Source organism: Alloscardovia macacae, from assembly GCF_002259705.1.
GTDB lineage: Bacteria > Actinomycetota > Actinomycetes > Actinomycetales > Bifidobacteriaceae > Alloscardovia > Alloscardovia macacae.
In genome coordinates, this window is sequence record NZ_MWWT01000005.1 from 259,371 (window position 1) to 274,905 (window position 15,535).

Annotated in this window: 8 protein-coding genes; 4 read left to right on the forward strand and 4 right to left on the reverse strand. The window is 57.7% G+C overall.

The window, feature by feature from the left end; all coding sequences use genetic code 11:
• Window positions 1–28 precede the first annotated feature (28 nt).
• Genes ALMA_RS03860 through hisN form a run of 3 tightly spaced genes read left to right on the forward strand, consistent with a single transcriptional unit; the run spans window position 29 to window position 3,414 of the window.
• Window positions 29–1,228, forward strand: a complete 1,200-nt coding sequence (locus ALMA_RS03860; RefSeq protein WP_094726434.1) for a hypothetical protein — start codon at window positions 29–31, stop codon at window positions 1,226–1,228.
• Window positions 1,229–1,252: 24 nt separating this feature from the next.
• A complete protein-coding gene (gene aroA / locus ALMA_RS03865) occupies window positions 1,253–2,623 on the forward strand; it encodes a 3-phosphoshikimate 1-carboxyvinyltransferase (protein WP_094726435.1) in 1,371 nt (456 codons plus the stop codon).
• Window positions 2,620–3,414 (forward strand): histidinol-phosphatase, encoded by a 795-nt coding sequence (gene hisN / locus ALMA_RS03870; protein WP_094726436.1) that lies wholly within the window; start codon window positions 2,620–2,622, stop codon window positions 3,412–3,414. The genes aroA and hisN overlap by 4 nt, the downstream gene beginning before the upstream one ends.
• Here the strand turns inward: hisN and ALMA_RS03875 are convergent.
• The 4 genes from ALMA_RS03875 to ALMA_RS03890 all read right to left on the reverse strand — a co-directional run bounded on the left by ALMA_RS03875 (window position 3,411) and on the right by ALMA_RS03890 (window position 13,494).
• Window positions 3,411–7,514 carry a DEAD/DEAH box helicase family protein gene (locus tag ALMA_RS03875; RefSeq protein WP_094726437.1) on the reverse strand — a complete coding sequence of 1,368 codons (4,104 nt, stop codon included), beginning with the start codon at window positions 7,512–7,514 and terminating at the stop codon, window positions 3,411–3,413. The two genes, hisN and ALMA_RS03875, sit on opposite strands and share 4 nt — an antisense overlap.
• 220 nt (window positions 7,515–7,734) lie before the next feature.
• The gene (locus tag ALMA_RS03880) at window positions 7,735–8,964 is read right to left on the reverse strand and encodes an acetate/propionate family kinase (protein ID WP_086107000.1); all 1,230 of its coding nucleotides are present in this window, start codon (window positions 8,962–8,964) and stop codon (window positions 7,735–7,737) included.
• A gap of 118 nt (window positions 8,965–9,082) precedes the next feature.
• The gene (pta, locus tag ALMA_RS03885; protein ID WP_094726438.1) at window positions 9,083–10,765 is read right to left on the reverse strand and encodes a phosphate acetyltransferase; all 1,683 of its coding nucleotides are present in this window, start codon (window positions 10,763–10,765) and stop codon (window positions 9,083–9,085) included.
• Window positions 10,766–11,019: 254 nt separating this feature from the next.
• Window positions 11,020–13,494, reverse strand: coding sequence for a phosphoketolase (locus ALMA_RS03890; protein WP_094726439.1), 2,475 nt, complete (start codon window positions 13,492–13,494; stop codon window positions 11,020–11,022).
• Between the two features lie 425 nt (window positions 13,495–13,919).
• Between ALMA_RS03890 and guaA the strand changes: the two genes are divergently transcribed.
• Window positions 13,920–15,482 (forward strand): glutamine-hydrolyzing GMP synthase, encoded by a 1,563-nt coding sequence (gene guaA, locus ALMA_RS03895; protein WP_094726440.1) that lies wholly within the window; start codon window positions 13,920–13,922, stop codon window positions 15,480–15,482.
• Window positions 15,483–15,535 lie beyond the last annotated feature (53 nt).

Genomic DNA, 15,535 nt, shown 5'->3' on the forward strand with positions numbered 1-15,535 from the left:
CTTCCAGATATATAGGGGGAGAGCGAAAATGCACCATATGGGCCGCTACCAGCGGGCAGAAAACGTCGGAATCTTTACGTCTCTCGGCACGGTCCTCGCCGTCGCCTACGCGACGTACGCGTATACGACGAGCGCGCCGGCCATCTGGCTCGTCACCGCGCGGCGCATTATCATCACCTCGAGCTTCCTGGCCGGTAGCGCAGCCGTCGTCTTTATCCTCGGCTACACGCGCAGCGGGTTCGGCGCAGAAAAGAAGACGGTGAGCCGTCTGGTACGGCGCACAGCGGAAACCATCGCTCTCGCCGTCGTGTACTTCGTCTCCATCGGCCTCATATCCGGCGCTATCCAGATGTTTATCGCGCAGATTTTCGGGCGCTCGTTCACGCAGTATCAGCTCGCGGTGGTCATGTGCCTCGGCGGTGTCATCGGATACATCGTGTACGTGCAGGCGGCACTGATAAACTCGCGTACCATAGCCACGCTGCTGCCTGTCTTCGTCATCTCCGGTGTGACACTGGCTGGCATGATGAGCGACGACCCGAACTGGTGGAAGAATAACTTCTCGCAGCTGGGGGACCGCACGACCTTCGGCGCGAATGTCTTTAACTTTACCGTCGTTCTCGCCGGTGTGACCATGCTCATCATCAGCTACTTCGCACTCTCTGAGCTCACGACCCAGGAGCGTCTGTTCGACAGCGATGGGAACGGCGTGGATGACAGCGAGGAGGACGGCGCGACAGAGCACGACCCTGTTCCATCACGTGCCGCATCGCACACCCCATCACGCGCCCTTTCCCGCGCTTTCCAGATCCGCCGCGCCATTCTCGCGCTTCTCCTCGCGTCGGCTTCGGTCATGTTCGCGTGCATAGGCATCTTCCGCTATACACCGCATCCATTCCTCCATAATCTGTTCGCGCGCGGCATCGCGGGACCTATGATTCTGCTCATGCTCGGCATGCCATGGCTCGTGAGGCGTTTGTCCGTGGCCTTTTACTTCGTGTCGGACTTTATCCTCGTTATCATCGCCATCTCGTATATCTACTGGTTCCAGGGGAATACGTCGCTGACGAACGTGGAGGCTTTGGCTGTCATCCTCTTTATGAGCTGGTTCATTCTCTTTTCGCGGCATATAGCAGCGCTCGAGGCGGATCGATTCGTGGCGCTCAGTGAGCTTCCGCGTGACGTAGTTCAGAAAGTGGGACATTCGCGCCTCGACCAGGACCGGTAGGCGTCTATACGCTAGGATGGTGCTATGACTACAGCACTTTCCGATCCTTGGCCAGCTCCTCTGGCCTCCACTTCTCGTGGCCCGCTCGATGCTCTCGTGAGTATTCCGGGCAGTAAGTCGCTTTCGAACCGCTACCTTATCCTCGCCGCGCTCGGCTCTCAGAGCGTCGTGCTTGAGGGGCTTCTGCGTTCGCGTGACACGGAACTGATGATGGCTGCTTTGCGTACGCTGGGCGTGCGCTGTGAGGTAGACGCGCGCGAGGAGACGACGGTGACGGTGACGCCTCCTGAATCGGGGCGCTTTACGGGGAACGTGCGCGTGGACTGCGGGCTTGCGGGGACGGTGATGCGTTTCGTCCCGGCACTCGCCCTGTATGCGGATGGTCCGGTGACGTTCGACGGGGACGCGCAGGCGTACCATCGTCCCATGGCGCCGCTGCTGGACGGCCTCGTGCAGCTCGGCGCGCGGGTGGACTGGCTCGGCGAGGAGGGTTTTCTTCCGTTTGTGCTTACGCCGCCTGAGCCTGATGAGCTGAGCGGAGAGCGGCACGTGCGCGTGGATGCGTCCTCCTCTTCCCAATTCATCTCAGGCTTATTACTCGCAGCATCGAGATGGTCTCACCTCCTGCGGCTGACTCATACGGGCGAGACTCTGCCGAGTATGCCGCACATTCGCATGACCATGGCGGATATCCAGAGTGCTGGCGGGCAGGTGGATCTGGACATGACAGGGGATACAGGTCAGCCGGCCACGTGGAGTGTGCCGAGCTCATTCGTTCAGCTTCCGAGCCATGTGCTCGTGGAACCAGACCTCTCGAATGCGGCTCCGTTCGCCTGCGCAGCACTCATCGCCGGAGGAACGGTACGCATTCCACTCTGGCCGAGTACGTCCACACAGCCGGGAGCGCTCCTTCCAGACTACCTGCGTGCTTTCGGTGCTGAGGTATCTCTCGACGAGGACACGCATATCCTCACAGTGCAGGGGACAGGTCATATTCGTGGAGTGGGACAGCTGGATCTCGGCCCTGCAGGAGAGATAGCGCCCACTCTCGCAGCCCTGGCCACACTGGCAGACTCAGACAGTACATTTACTGGCATAGCGCACCTTCGCGGCCATGAAACGGACCGCCTCGCTGCCCTGAGCACCGAGATTCGGCGCATCGGCGGGTCGGTGGAGGAGACAGCTGACGGTCTTCACTTCCATGCTGTGTCGCGCGATCAGCTCCACGGTGCAGTCATGGAGACGTATGCTGACCACCGTATGGCCACCTTCGCGGCCCTTCTCGGCCTCGTCATTCCCGGCATCGACGTGGTGAACGTAGCCACGACGAAAAAAACCATTCCAGACTTTGTGGGCATGTGGACAGCCATGCTCGGACAGGAGAACGAAGCATGAGCATAGATACTCACGCCCCGTATTATGAGGAACTGGAGTGTCTGCTGCGCTGCGCCGAGCAGGCAGATGCCATCAGCATGGCACGCTTCGGAGCCCTCGACCTCCACGTGGATACGAAGCCTGACCATACTCCCGTCACTGATGCAGATAAAGCCGTAGAGCGTGCCATTCGCGACGAAGTGGCAGTGGCATACCCGAGGGACACTGTCTACGGGGAAGAGCTGGGACGGGACGAGAGCAGCGGACGTCGCTGGATTATCGACCCTATAGACGGGACGAAAAACTTCGTGCGAGGAGTGCCCGTCTGGGCCACACTCATCGGCCTGCAAGTGGGCGAGGATATCGTCGCTTCCGTGGTCTCAGCGCCAGCTCTCGGATTCCGCTGGTTTGCTCTGACCGGCCAGGGAGCCTGGATGGGAAAGAGTGTGGAGGATGCCCAGCGCATCCATGTCTCGAATGTGAGCGCGCTCGCGGACGCGTCCCTGTCTTTATCGTCTCTGTCTGGCTGGAAAGAGCGAGGAAACCGGGATGCTGTCATCGCCCTGACAGACGACGTATGGCGTCTTCGTGGCTATGGAGACTTCTGGCAGTACATGCTCGTGGCACAAGGGGCAGTGGACATCGCTGCCGAACCAGAACTCGACCTCTATGACATGGCAGCCCTCGTGCCCATCATTACTGAAGCAGGAGGACGCTTTACTGATCTCGACGGGCATGCTGGGCCGTGGGGTGGATGTGGCCTAGCCACGAATGGTCTGCTCCACGACGAGGTTCTCCAGCGCCTCCACTAGAGCAGCATATCTCCGAGAGAGTCCGCTATATCCTCTATACTCACGCCAGCTGAATGCTGTCCTTCGTGGCGGGCAGATGTGCGTGGCTCAAGTATTTGTGTGACGCGCGCACGGATGCTCGTGGAGAGGGCTGATGGGGAGGCGGAAGAATTGGCAGAAAGCATGCGGAATAACGGCACGCGCACGTCATCGAAAGCGAGGTCACGGCGCGGGTCGAACGCATGAACCACCCAGAGCTGCTCGGTGGCGCTGCACGTGGCCGTGGCGAGCTCACGCAGCGCGAGCGAACTACGCACACTGCGCCGGCGAACCGCGCGCGCATCCTGACCACAGCTGAGAATGAGAACGTCGCGCGTCTGGCTCTGGAACATGTGGGCAGGGCCGCATAGAAGCTGCTGATCGGTATACGTGGCCGGGTCGAAATGCGCGCGCAGAGTCTCACGCAGACGCGCGGTGTACGCGCCATCGCCCAAACTCACGATGCCGAACGTCTTTCCGTCATACGCGCCGCTCTCCATGCAGGCGTGAATGAGTGCGGTCACAGCATTCTCCTCGCGCGCCGTATCCGGAACGCGGTAGGAGACCATGGAAGCGGACTTTTCCTGTGCTGAAGCGTCGCGTACAGAAGTCGCGCGCGCAGAAGCCGCCCGCGCAGCGTGAATCTGACCGTGATATGCCTGCGTATTCGCATAGGTGAGCAGCTCAGCAGGGCGTGTGCTGAGCGTCAAACGGGTGTGTGCACCTGTGCCGAGCGCGCTCGCTACTATATCATAGAGCGAACAGCGCGATGCACACGACGCGCTGAACGCGACCTTCCCCTCGAGATGCTCAGTACGGAAACGCTCGACGGCATCGCTGAGCACATCCGAGCGTGCGAGCAGACCATCGCGCACGCCGACCAGATGCGGGTCTCCGAAAAGGACCACCGTCTGTGCCTGCGCGAGAAGGCCGAGTGCAGAAACGTCGAGCAGATGCGCGTCCGCGATAATGAGGACGTCGAACGGACTAGTAGCCGCGTCTGTATGACGCGCGCCGTATGCATAGACCGCATTTTCCGGCATAATCCACGCAGGGATGGCGCTCTTAACCTGAGCGCGCGAGGCATCCGGCCCGAGCTGCTGAAAACGCTGAAGAGTACGATAATGCGTCGCTGCTACGGCGAGCGCGTAGCGCGTGGACAGCAGCTCGCGGCGTAGCGAGGCGGCGTGCTGGTCAGACGGTGGATGTGTGGATGCGCTCGTACTCGCGCTGGTGCGTGCGCGTGCGGGTGGAGTGCTGTCGAGTGCTGCGAGCGCGCTTTCGTACTGCGCGTACGTCCACGCTTGCTGAAGATGCTCCGGAACGCTGTGCGCGCCGTGGACGCCCGCGCGCTGCTCGAGTGCATCTGCCCAGCTCGGGCAGACAGCTCGGATACGCGCGAGATAGGCATCGCGCCGCTGCATGAGGTCCATTCTCCTATATGCGCTGTCCAGCTGAGCGTATGCGCGCGCGTAAAGCTGTGGGTCTGCGCTCTGACATGCCTCGACGAGCTGAGCGCATGTCGGAGAGCCGTTTTCGGCTGCGTTCTGAAACAGCTGGGCGTTCTGTGCGAGGGCTGCTGTCTCCTTGTCAATTCTTCCTCGAATCTCACTAATGTCGCAGAGCGTAGGCAGAACTTCATCGAGGGCATTCTGAACGTCATCGCTGAGGAGGGCGAGGATGTCTTCAGTCAGCTGAAGCTGGGTGAGTAGTGGCTGGAAGCTCTCCTGGCGCCAGTGGAGCAGCGTGCGGATATGCTGAGTGGTCAGGTCGTGTGTGCTGTCTTCGTCGTCGTTTTCTGTGGTGACGTCGATGTGGAGCTGATCAGTGAGGGTACGGATACGCTGGGCGCGCTGAATGTCCTCGAGAGTGTGCCTCAGGTGCGCACAGGCTGCGCGTGTGAGCGGTGTGTGCAGTGTGTATGCAGACAAGGTATGATATGCTGCGCGCAGTGCCGGATGCGTCAGAAGCGTGAGGCGCGTGATACTCCCATGTGTGGCGCAGTAGTTCTCCAGAGTGTCCAGAGCGGCGATATGAGCGTCCGTGACGGACGGGACATTCTCGTCAGGCGCGATGACAGCAGGGGTATCGTGGAGGAGTGTGGCGAGTTCCTCCCACAGGACGTGCTCGCGTGGATTCGTGGAGCTCTGAATGCAGAGGAAAGCCCATCTGGACGCGAAGAGTGTATCCGCATGGGTGAGGAAGTCTCGGATAGCATCGATCTGGTAGTCGCTGAAGGAGATGAGTGAGGTCTGGGAGGTCTGGTCCTCGAGGGCGGCTAACCACGCGTGTGTCTGGTACGTGTGGGTGAGGAGTGCCTGAGCGTGCTGGAGATGGGCACAGTGCTCGTTCATCTGCGCAGGGGAAGAGAGCGTACTCGGGGCAGGGATCTGTGCTCGTGCGTCGGCTATGTCTGTGGAACTGAGGTGCTCCTGCAGAGCATAGAGGTCGTGAAGCTCACGAGCAGACAGGGGGAGGCGTGCCTCAGGAGGTACGGGCCCACCGAAAAATCCGGCACGCTCGGGGTGACGGCGTAGAAAGTCCTGCGCATCGCTGACGCGCACACGCGTATTCTGTACGATGATGACCTGCTGTGCAGTGGCTGACGACGAGGATGAGCGTCCTTCAAGCTCGTCGAGGAGATGAGTCTGCTTCTCCTGGAGAGCCTGGACGGTGTCGGACAGTTCACTGAGCGTATGCTCGCGCGCGTATTTCTGAAGGGCAGATATGCAGCTTCTCGCATCTGGCACAGTGGTGGAGGAGCCATGTGGCGATGCGTTCACATCCGGCAGGACATGCTCACAGGCCACGAGTGGCTGCAGAGGCTGGGGTATCTGTGCGGCCAGTGTGCGTAGAGTCTTCTGACGCGCAGACGTCACAAGTACTCTTTTTCCTTCAGCCATAAGCCGGACGAGCATCTGGCCGATAAGCTGGTCTCGTGTCGATCCTGGACAGGTCTCGACGAGGTGGACAGGAGAGTCCATAGCGCTGAGAAGAACTTCTGCGGTAGGATTCATCAGAGGCGGGGGCGTGCTTTCACTCTGAGGAGTGTCGAGCATAGCGGGAGACGCCAGAAGGGCAGCGAGAGCGGGCTGTATGCTCGCTGTCCTCTGGATGTTCTCGAGTGCTGTCTGCGCGTGCTTGCGGCGCATGTCCCACGTGTGCGTCGCTTTGCGCAGAAGAAGCTGAGGCTTTCTATACACTGAGTAATCTCTCTGTGACGAATGAGCAGAATCCTCTGCAGACCGGAGGAACTGAACATTCTGCGGCATATGCCTGGTGAGAAGCTCGAAGAAATCCGTCAGCGCAGCATCATTCCAGGAGCTCAGTTCAGGAGTGCGCAGAGTGGTCCTCGCCCACGCACATGTGTGCTCGGAGAAAAGAGACGGACTCTCACGGGGGGAGAGATGGGCAGAAGGCACGGATACGGGCGAGAACTGCAGGCCCTGGTGAGCATCCTCGAGGATAAAAGCATTAATACTCACGTCATGGCGAAGGCTAAGCCGATGTGTAACGAGTGGCCCATATACCATCTGCGGTGCAGACGTGAGCCGGACGAAACCATCAGCGAGAACGAGCTCGAGCTCATCTTCACTGCGACGAAGAGTAAGAAGCATAGTATACAGAGTGTCGAAGAGCTTCTGTACGCGCTTATAGCGCTCCGTCTCGAGATGCCATTTTCCATAAGCGCGTCGCCACATGCGGTACGCGGTGACACGTTCAGGGTCATCCTGAAAGTCTTCGAACAGTGCTCGCTCGCCCGTCACGAGCGTAGGCTGAACCGACCCATCCCCATACGGAGGGACAGGATCCACGAGCCACGGGACAAAGCGTGGGTCGGGGGCTGGAGGGCTGGAAAAATGTGTTTTACTGACACTGAGGCGAAATGGCTGTCCAGGAGCAGAACACTCGATGTGCTCGCAGTCTTCAGGCAGTGTGGACAGCACGTAAGAGTGCAGGACAGCAGTCTCGTCGAGGACTGAGGACACAGTCTGGCTCACGTCACGCACGAAAGAATACAGGCTCGAGGCCTGAGAGAGAATATGCCGCTGCTGCTCGCTCGCGGACTGTGCCGTGCTCACCGTGTCACCTTCTTCGCTTCTTCGCTCGGCATACCAGTGAGGAAGCGAAGTGCAGCCATGCACTGAGTCAGAATCCCCGCTGATATGTGATATATCTCTCAGTCTAGTACAGCGTGTCTACGAGGGGAATGTGAGCGTTTCGCACGAGATAAAATCGGAGCTGACATCCTCAGTGAGGACATCAGCTCCGGTTCGTGAAAGGGCTTTCGCTTATGCGTACTTATGCAGCAAACGTGTTCCCATACGCATCGCCTTCAGCAGCTATCTTCGCTACCTTCTGTGCGATGGCCAGCTCTTCATTCGTAGGAATGACGCAGACGGTCACCGAGCTGTCTGGAGTGGAGATGATGCGTGGCTCGGAGGAACGGGTCGCATTCTTTTCTGCATCGATCTTCACGCCGAATGGTGCGAGCTTCTCGCAGACCAGAGCGCGGATAGGATCAGAGTTCTCACCCACACCAGCGGTGAAGGTGATGACATCCAAGCCACCCATCTGAGCAGTGTAGTTCCCGATGTAGCCCACGATGCGGTGCACGTACACGTCGATGGCGAGCTTCGCATTCTCATCTCCAGCGTCGCGTAGGCCGAGCACTTCGCGCATGTCACCGTGACCAGTCATGCCCATGAGACCAGACTTCTTATTAAAGAGAGCGTCCAGCTCGTCCACGTTCATGCCAGCGTTACGGATGAGGTGGAAGACCACTGCTGGGTCGATGTCACCGGTACGCGAGCCCATCATGAGACCTTCGAGTGGGGTCAGGCCCATGGAGGTCTCTACTGGCTTACCAGAAATCTGTGCAGAGACGGATGCACCGTTACCGATGTGCAGGACGATCTGCTTGAGGCCTTCAGGATCCTTACCAGCCACTTCTGGAGCGACCTGGCCGATGAACTCGTGAGACGTACCATGAGCACCATAGCGGCGTACCTGATACTTATCTGCCACTTCCTTATTCAGAGCATAGGTAGCAGATGCTTCTGGAAGCTGGAAGAAGAAGGAGCTGTCGAAGACGAAGCCCTGTGGCACGTCTGGCAGCAGGCGAGTCATCACCTCTGCGCCCACAGCTTCTGGGCCGTTATGCAGTGGAGCGAGCACTGCCAGTTCCTTCACCTTAGCGATGTTCTCTGGAGTGACCAGAGCTGGGGTAGGGAAGACCGAGCCGCCCTGCACCACGCGGTGACCTACGGCTACGAGGTCATATTCCTTCAGGTTAGGACCGTATTCGTCGAAGAATGCGAGAACGCGCTTGAGACCCTGCTCGTGGTCCTTAATGATTTCATCTTCGAACTGGTGCTTTTCACCGTTATACTTATGGGTGTAGATGCCCTTTACTGGCTCACCGATCTTCTCGACGAGACCAGAGGCGAGGCCTTCGCCACTTTCCAAGTCCACCAGCTGGTACTTAATGGAGCTGGAACCAGAATTAATAACGAGTACAGTCTTAGCCACTGCTCGTCCTCCTATCGCGATAGATATATATCCACTAGTGAGATTACTCCGTGCCGGCTACTTTTCGCCGGTGAGGCGGGTAGGCGGCACGGAAAAATTGACAGAAAAAAGCGCGAAACTACTCTTCCTGCGCGTACACAGCCGTCAGCGCGATGGTATTAATGATGTCCTCCACGAGAGCACCGCGCGACAGATCATTCACCGGCTTATTCAGGCCCTGCAGCACAGGTCCGATGGCGAGGGCTCCAGACGAACGCTGCACGGCCTTATACGCGATGTTCCCCGCGGACAGGCTCGGGAAGACGAAGACGTTCACATGACCGGCCACGTCGCTGCCCTTCGCCTTCGTGCGCGCCACATCCTCAGACCATGCTGCGTCGAACTGAATAGGCCCCACGACCTTCAGATCTGGGTCGAGCTCCTGAACCTTCGCCGTCGCCTCCGTAACGAGGTCCACGTCTGGGCCAGAACCCGAGCCGAGCGTCGAGTACGAGAGCATACCCACGCGTGGCTCGAGACCGAAGGAACGCGCCGTCTCAGCCGACTGCAGAGCGATCTGCGCGAGCTGCTCGGCATTCGGATTCAAGTTAATAGCGCAGTCCGCGAAGACGGCCACGTGATCCTCAAAGCACATGAGGAATGCGCCCGAAACGAGCGACTGGCCAGGCTTCGTCTTAATGGCCTGCAGAGCTGGACGTACGGTATTCGCCGTGGAATTTACCGAACCAGAGACGAGACCGTCTGCCTGGCCGAGGACCACGAGCATGGTGCCGAAGTAGGATGCATCCGTGAGCGTCTTACGAGCCTTTTCCTCGGTCATGCCCTTGTGTCCGCGTAGCTCGACGAGCTTGGCGACCATAGGCGCGAGGATGGCCTCGTCCGTCATGGACTGGAAGCGCGCTTTACTCAGGTGCTCGAGGTTCAGCTCGGCTGCACGCGCGAGGATGGCGTCTTTTTCGCCCACGATGATGAGGTCCACGATGTCACGGGCGAGCAGGTAGTCTGCCGCGCGGATGATGCGGTCTTCCTCGCCTTCAGGCAGCACGATGGTCTGCTTTTTCGCGGCTGCCTTCGTGAGTAGCTGCGCCTGGAATGCGTAAGGCGTCACTGGCTTAGCGAAGTCTGCGCGCTCGAGTGCGGCGAGAACTTCAGACGTCGGCGCGGCCTGCTCGAAGAGTGCGACGGATGGCGCGATGTCGTCTGCTTCACGGCAGTCGTGCGCTGGAATGACCCAGTGAGGGTAGGCGAGAGTGGCAATTTCTTCCCGAATCTGCTCGGCCTTCTCCACGTTCTCGGTGTCGAGGCCCGTGACGAAGACTCCGGCTACGGAGCAGCCCGTCTTCAGCGTCTTTTCTATGCAGGCGTCGATGGTGCGGCGAAGCTCGACGGCATTACGCGGGATACAGCAGATGGCCAGGAAAACAGGAGCCTGAAGGTCCGCCGCTATCTGCAGATCCTGGACGAAGAACTCAGGGTCGAAGACTGGACGACCATCCTTACCCGTGATGACCACGGCTTCTGGCTCGTGCTGAGGAACGAAGCTTTCCCACGCGCGGGAGATATCTCCGCGGACGCCTTCGTGGTCGCGTACTGCATGGTTCGGGCATACGACGCGCGATTCCTCGAAGGTCTGCGCTGTGGAACCGAGGTCGATGAGGTGCTGCGAGAAGGTGTCTTTATGGCAGACGATAGGGCGGAAGGTGGCTGTCTTATATGCGGTGGCGAGGGCAGCGGTGACTCCTGCTGTCACGACGTTACGTCCGTTCTGGCCTTCTGGGCTCGCGATGAATACTTTTTTCACTGTGCGGTACTCCTTAGTCTTTACAGTCTGTTCTTGTCTTCATTTTTCCAGCTTTCGGCGGCTTTGCGTCGAGCTTCCACACAAACAGTATTTATTCTAAGCGAGGTGCTAGAAGAAGCGACACGGGGAGGGGTGGGGATGATGCGTAGGGCCATGCAGAAACGCAGGAGGCTCTCCCACCTTACGGCAGGAGAGCCTCCTTAAGAGCGTTACAGCTCTACGCTACGAGAGCGAGTGAAGAACGAGAGTCACGACTACTCGTTATCACCAGCGGTAGCAGCGGTAGCAGACACAGCACCTGGCTTCTCAGTCTGGACACCGGACCATACCCAGTCAGTGTAGTCTGGGTGATCGTAACCGTTATCCACAGCGAACTGGAAGGCTTCGGTACGGAATGCTTCGAGCTTTTCGATCTCAGCTGCGAACTTGTCTGCATCTACTGCACGGAGTGCTTCAGCAGTCAGCTCGTAACGGTCGATGTTATTCACACGCACCATGTCGAATGGCGTGGTGGTGGAACCCTGCTCTTCGTAGCCATGAACGTTGAAGTTGTCATGGTTTGGACGATCCCAGATGAGGGAGCGTACCTCGCGAGCGTATGCATGGTAAGCCATGAGGACTGGCTTATCTGCAGTGAAGAGCTCGGTGAACTCTTCGTCAGACAGAGCTTCGTCGTTCTCAGACGCGTTCTGGATGGCGAGGAGATCCACGACGTTCACGAACTTGTACTTGATGCCGTAGCCCTTGAGCTTATCAGCAGCAGCCATGAGTTCCTGGGTAGGAACGTCACCGATGGATGCGAGGACGATCTGTACGTCGTCACCCTCAGCATTCGATGCCCACTTCCACTCAGCAGCACCCTTTTCGAGTTCAGCCTTAGCTTCGTCGAGGGTGAGCCAGGTAGCAGCTGGCTGCTTACCAGCGATGATGGCGTTAATCTTGTTCGTGGACTTGTATGCCTTCTCGGATACTGCCAGGAGCATGTTCGAATCCACTGGGAAGTAGATGCCGACCACGTGATCGTTGTTGAAGTTCTTGTTCAGCAGGATGTCGATCACACCTGGATCCTGGTGGCTGAAGCCGTTATGATCCTGACGCCATACGTGCGAGGAGACGAGCAGGTTCATGGAGGAGATAGGCTTACGCCATGGGATCTCACGAACCGTAGCCTCCAGCCACTTAGCGTGCTGGTTCAGCATGGAGTCGATCACGTGAACGAAGGACTCGTAAGAGCTCCAGATACCGTGGCGACCGGTGAGCAGGTAAGCCTCGAGGAAGCCTTCCATCTGGTGCTCGGAGAGCTGCTCGGTGACCTGACCGGTCACAGCCATGTTCTCGTCCACGAGCTCAGAGAGGTAGCCGTTATCCCACTGCTTCTTCGTTACTTCGTAAGCAGCCTGGAGACGGTTCGAAGCGGTCTCATCTGGTCCGAAGATGCGGAAGCTATCTGGGTTACGCTTGATGATGTCACGGGTGTACTCACCGAGCTTACGGGTAGCTTCGAGCTGGCCCCAACCGTGACCGAACTCCTTAACTTCCTTAACCTCGTAGTCCTCGATAGCTGGCAGATCCAGCTCTTCGCGGATGCGGCCACCGTTTGCGTTAGGGTTCTCACCGATACGCAGGTCACCTTCAGGCATGAAAGCGGTAACTTCTGGACGTACTGCGCCATCCTCAGTGAAGAGCTCTTCTGGCTTGTAGGACTCGAGCCAGTTCTTCAGAACTTCGAAGTGCTCTTCGGTGTCGCGTGCAGATGCCAGTGGCACCTGGTGGGAACGCCAGGAACCCTCGGTCTTCTTACCGTCGATGAACTTAGGGCAGGTCCAGCCCTTAGGAGTGCGGAAGATGATCATAGGGTAGAATGGACGGTCTACGTCATTCGTCTGAGCGGTAGCCTTGATGTCGCAAATCTCGTCGAAGACAGTCTCGAAGAGGTCAGCGAAGCGACGGTGGATGCTCATAGCATCTTCGTCATCGAAGCCAGCGACGAACTCGTATGGTTCGTAACCCATACCGTGGAAGAACTCGTGGAGCTCTTCGTCGGAGATGCGAGCCAGGATGGTAGGGTTAGCGATCTTGTATCCGTTCAGGTGAAGGATAGGAAGAACGATACCATCGGTGCGTGGGTTCACGAGCTTGTTCGACTGCCAACCGGTCGCCAGAGGACCAGTCTCAGCTTCACCGTCACCGACGATGGCTGGAACGAACAGGCTAGGGTTATTCATCACAGCGCCGTATGCGTGGGACAGAGCGTAACCGAGCTCACCACCCTCGTGGATGGAACCTGGGGTCTCTGGTGCATAGTGCGATGGGATACCACCTGGGTAAGAGAACTGACGGAAGAACTTCTGCAGACCTGCTTCGTCCTTCGTGATCTCTGGGAAGTACTCGGTGTAGGTGCCGTCGAGGTAAGACTGTGCAGTACCTGCTGGGCCACCGTGACCAGGTCCCATGATGATAACGGTGTTCTGACCGTGATCTGCGATGAGACGGTTAATGTGACCGATGAGGAAGTTCAGGCCTGGAGTGGTACCCCAGTGACCCACGAGACGATGCTTCACGTCTTCACGGGTGAATGGTTCCTTCATCAAAGGGTTGCTGCGAAGGTAGATCTGACCGATGGAAAGGTAGTTAGAAGCACGCCAGTACTTATCTACGCCTTCCAGAGCCTCCTCGGAAACTGGAGCGTCCAGCTTCTTCCATGGAGTACCGATTACAGGACTAGTCATATGTCCTTGCCTCCTACAATTAGGTGCATATTTACTATAGTGAGTCGGGCATGTGCCGTTCTCGAACACCTATAATTTTATGCGAGGGGCATGACTAAAACAAGACTGCCTGTGTGGACGTGGTAGGTTTTGGCTGTAAATGTTACGTATTTACCCGTTAAATGTTCATTAATGTTTCAGTAAGTCACGTCGAGTTTCTGTAATATTTCCGCTTTTCCTCGGAATAGCAGCGTTTGTGTCGATGTTAGGTTTCTGTGACTCATGTGAGGATTTTCGTTCATATTTTTTCTGTCAATTTTTTCTTTGAGCGTGTCGCGCTTTTCCGTACAGAAAACTCATTCAGAGAAATCCCAGAAAATGTCTTAAACGACAGGCATAATAGGGGGACTTATATGGTATATAAACCTCGATTTTCTGGAGGCATAATGGCCACAGGTCCTGTACTTGTTATCGACTTTGGCGCTCAGTATGCTCAGCTGATAGCACGCCGTGTGCGCGAAGCTCATGTATATTCTGAGATCGTTCCTCATTCCATCACTGCTGAGCAGATCCTCGAAAAGGATCCGAAGGCCATCATTCTCTCGGGTGGTCCAGCGTCTGTCTACGTCGAGGGTGCTCCGCTTCTCGACCCGAAGATTTTCGAGCTGGATGTGCCTATTCTCGGCATCTGCTATGGCTTCCAGGTCATGGCACATCAGCTGGGCGGAGTCGTGGATAAGGCAGCTCTCGGTGAGTATGGTAAGACTGAAGCCATTATCGATGAGACTGAGGGGATTCTCAGCGGTTCTCCAGCAGAGCAGTCCACGTGGATGAGCCACGGTGTGGCTGTAAAGGAAGCTCCAGAAGGCTTCTCTGTACTTGCTCATACCGAGGGTGCTCCTGTGGCTGCTATGGCAGATGAGAAGCGAGGTCTGTTCGGTGTGCAGTGGCACCCAGAAGTGAAGCACACGCCACTGGGTCAGGATGTCATCGAGAACTTCCTCCATAAGGAAGCAGGACTTGGAAACGAGTGGGATTCGTCCTCCATCATCGAAGACCAGGTAGAAAAGATTCGTCAGCAGGTAGGAGATGCCCGTGTTATCTGTGGACTGTCTGGCGGCGTGGATTCTGCTGTAGCTGCAGCTCTCGTCCATAAGGCAGTGGGAGACCAGCTCACCTGCGTCTTCGTGGATCACGGTCTGCTGCGTAAGGGCGAGGTCGAGCAGGTGAAGCATGACTTCGTCGAGGCTACTGGCATTAAGCTCGTGACGGTAGATGCTTCGGAGGAGTTCCTCACAGCTCTCGAAGGCGTTTCGGAGCCAGAGCGTAAGCGTAAGATTATCGGCGAAAAGTTCATTCGCACCTTCGAAAAGGCTACACGCCAGATCGTGGCAGACGCTGCTGAAGAAGGCGGAGAGATTAAGTTCCTCGTGCAGGGCACGCTCTACCCAGATGTGGTCGAGTCTGGCGGCGGTGACGGCGCTGCGAATATTAAAAGCCACCATAATGTGGGCGGTCTGCCAGATGACCTCCAGTTCGAGCTCGTGGAGCCACTGCGCACTCTCTTTAAGGATGAGGTACGCGCTGTAGGAACCGAGCTCGGTCTTCCAGAAGAGATGGTGTGGCGTCAGCCATTCCCGGGCCCAGGCCTTGGTATCCGCATCGTGGGTGAGATTACCCGCGAGCGCCTCGCAGTACTGCGTGAAGCAGACGCCATCGCTCGTGAAGAGCTATCGAAGGCAGGTCTGGACCGTGATATCTGGCAGTGCCCAGTTGTCCTGCTGGCAGACGTGCATTCGGTAGGTGTCCAGGGTGATGAACGTACCTACGGTTCGCCTATCGTTCTGCGTCCAGTCAGCTCGGAGGATGCTATGACGGCAGACTGGTCTCGCGTCCCGTATGACGTGCTCGCGAAGATCTCCACGCGCATTACAAACGAATGCCGTGAGATAAACCGAGTCGTTCTGGATGTGACTTCGAAGCCACCTGCGACCATCGAATGGGAGTAAGGCGGCAGTAAGCGTCTTATAGGTCGAGCGGGGCTCAGGATGGCAGGCATCCT

Bases quoted from the DNA above. Each gene is read 5' to 3' on its own strand.
- ALMA_RS03860 (WP_094726434.1), top strand. From the start codon at position 29: ATGCACCATATGGGCCGCTACCAGCGGGCAGAAAACGTCGGAATCTTT.
- aroA (WP_094726435.1), top strand. From the start codon at position 1,253: ATGACTACAGCACTTTCCGATCCTTGGCCAGCTCCTCTGGCCTCCACT.
- hisN (WP_094726436.1), top strand. From the start codon at position 2,620: ATGAGCATAGATACTCACGCCCCGTATTATGAGGAACTGGAGTGTCTG.
- ALMA_RS03890 (WP_094726439.1), bottom strand. From the start codon at position 13,494: ATGACTAGTCCTGTAATCGGTACTCCATGGAAGAAGCTGGACGCTCCA.
- guaA (WP_094726440.1), top strand. From the start codon at position 13,920: ATGGCCACAGGTCCTGTACTTGTTATCGACTTTGGCGCTCAGTATGCT.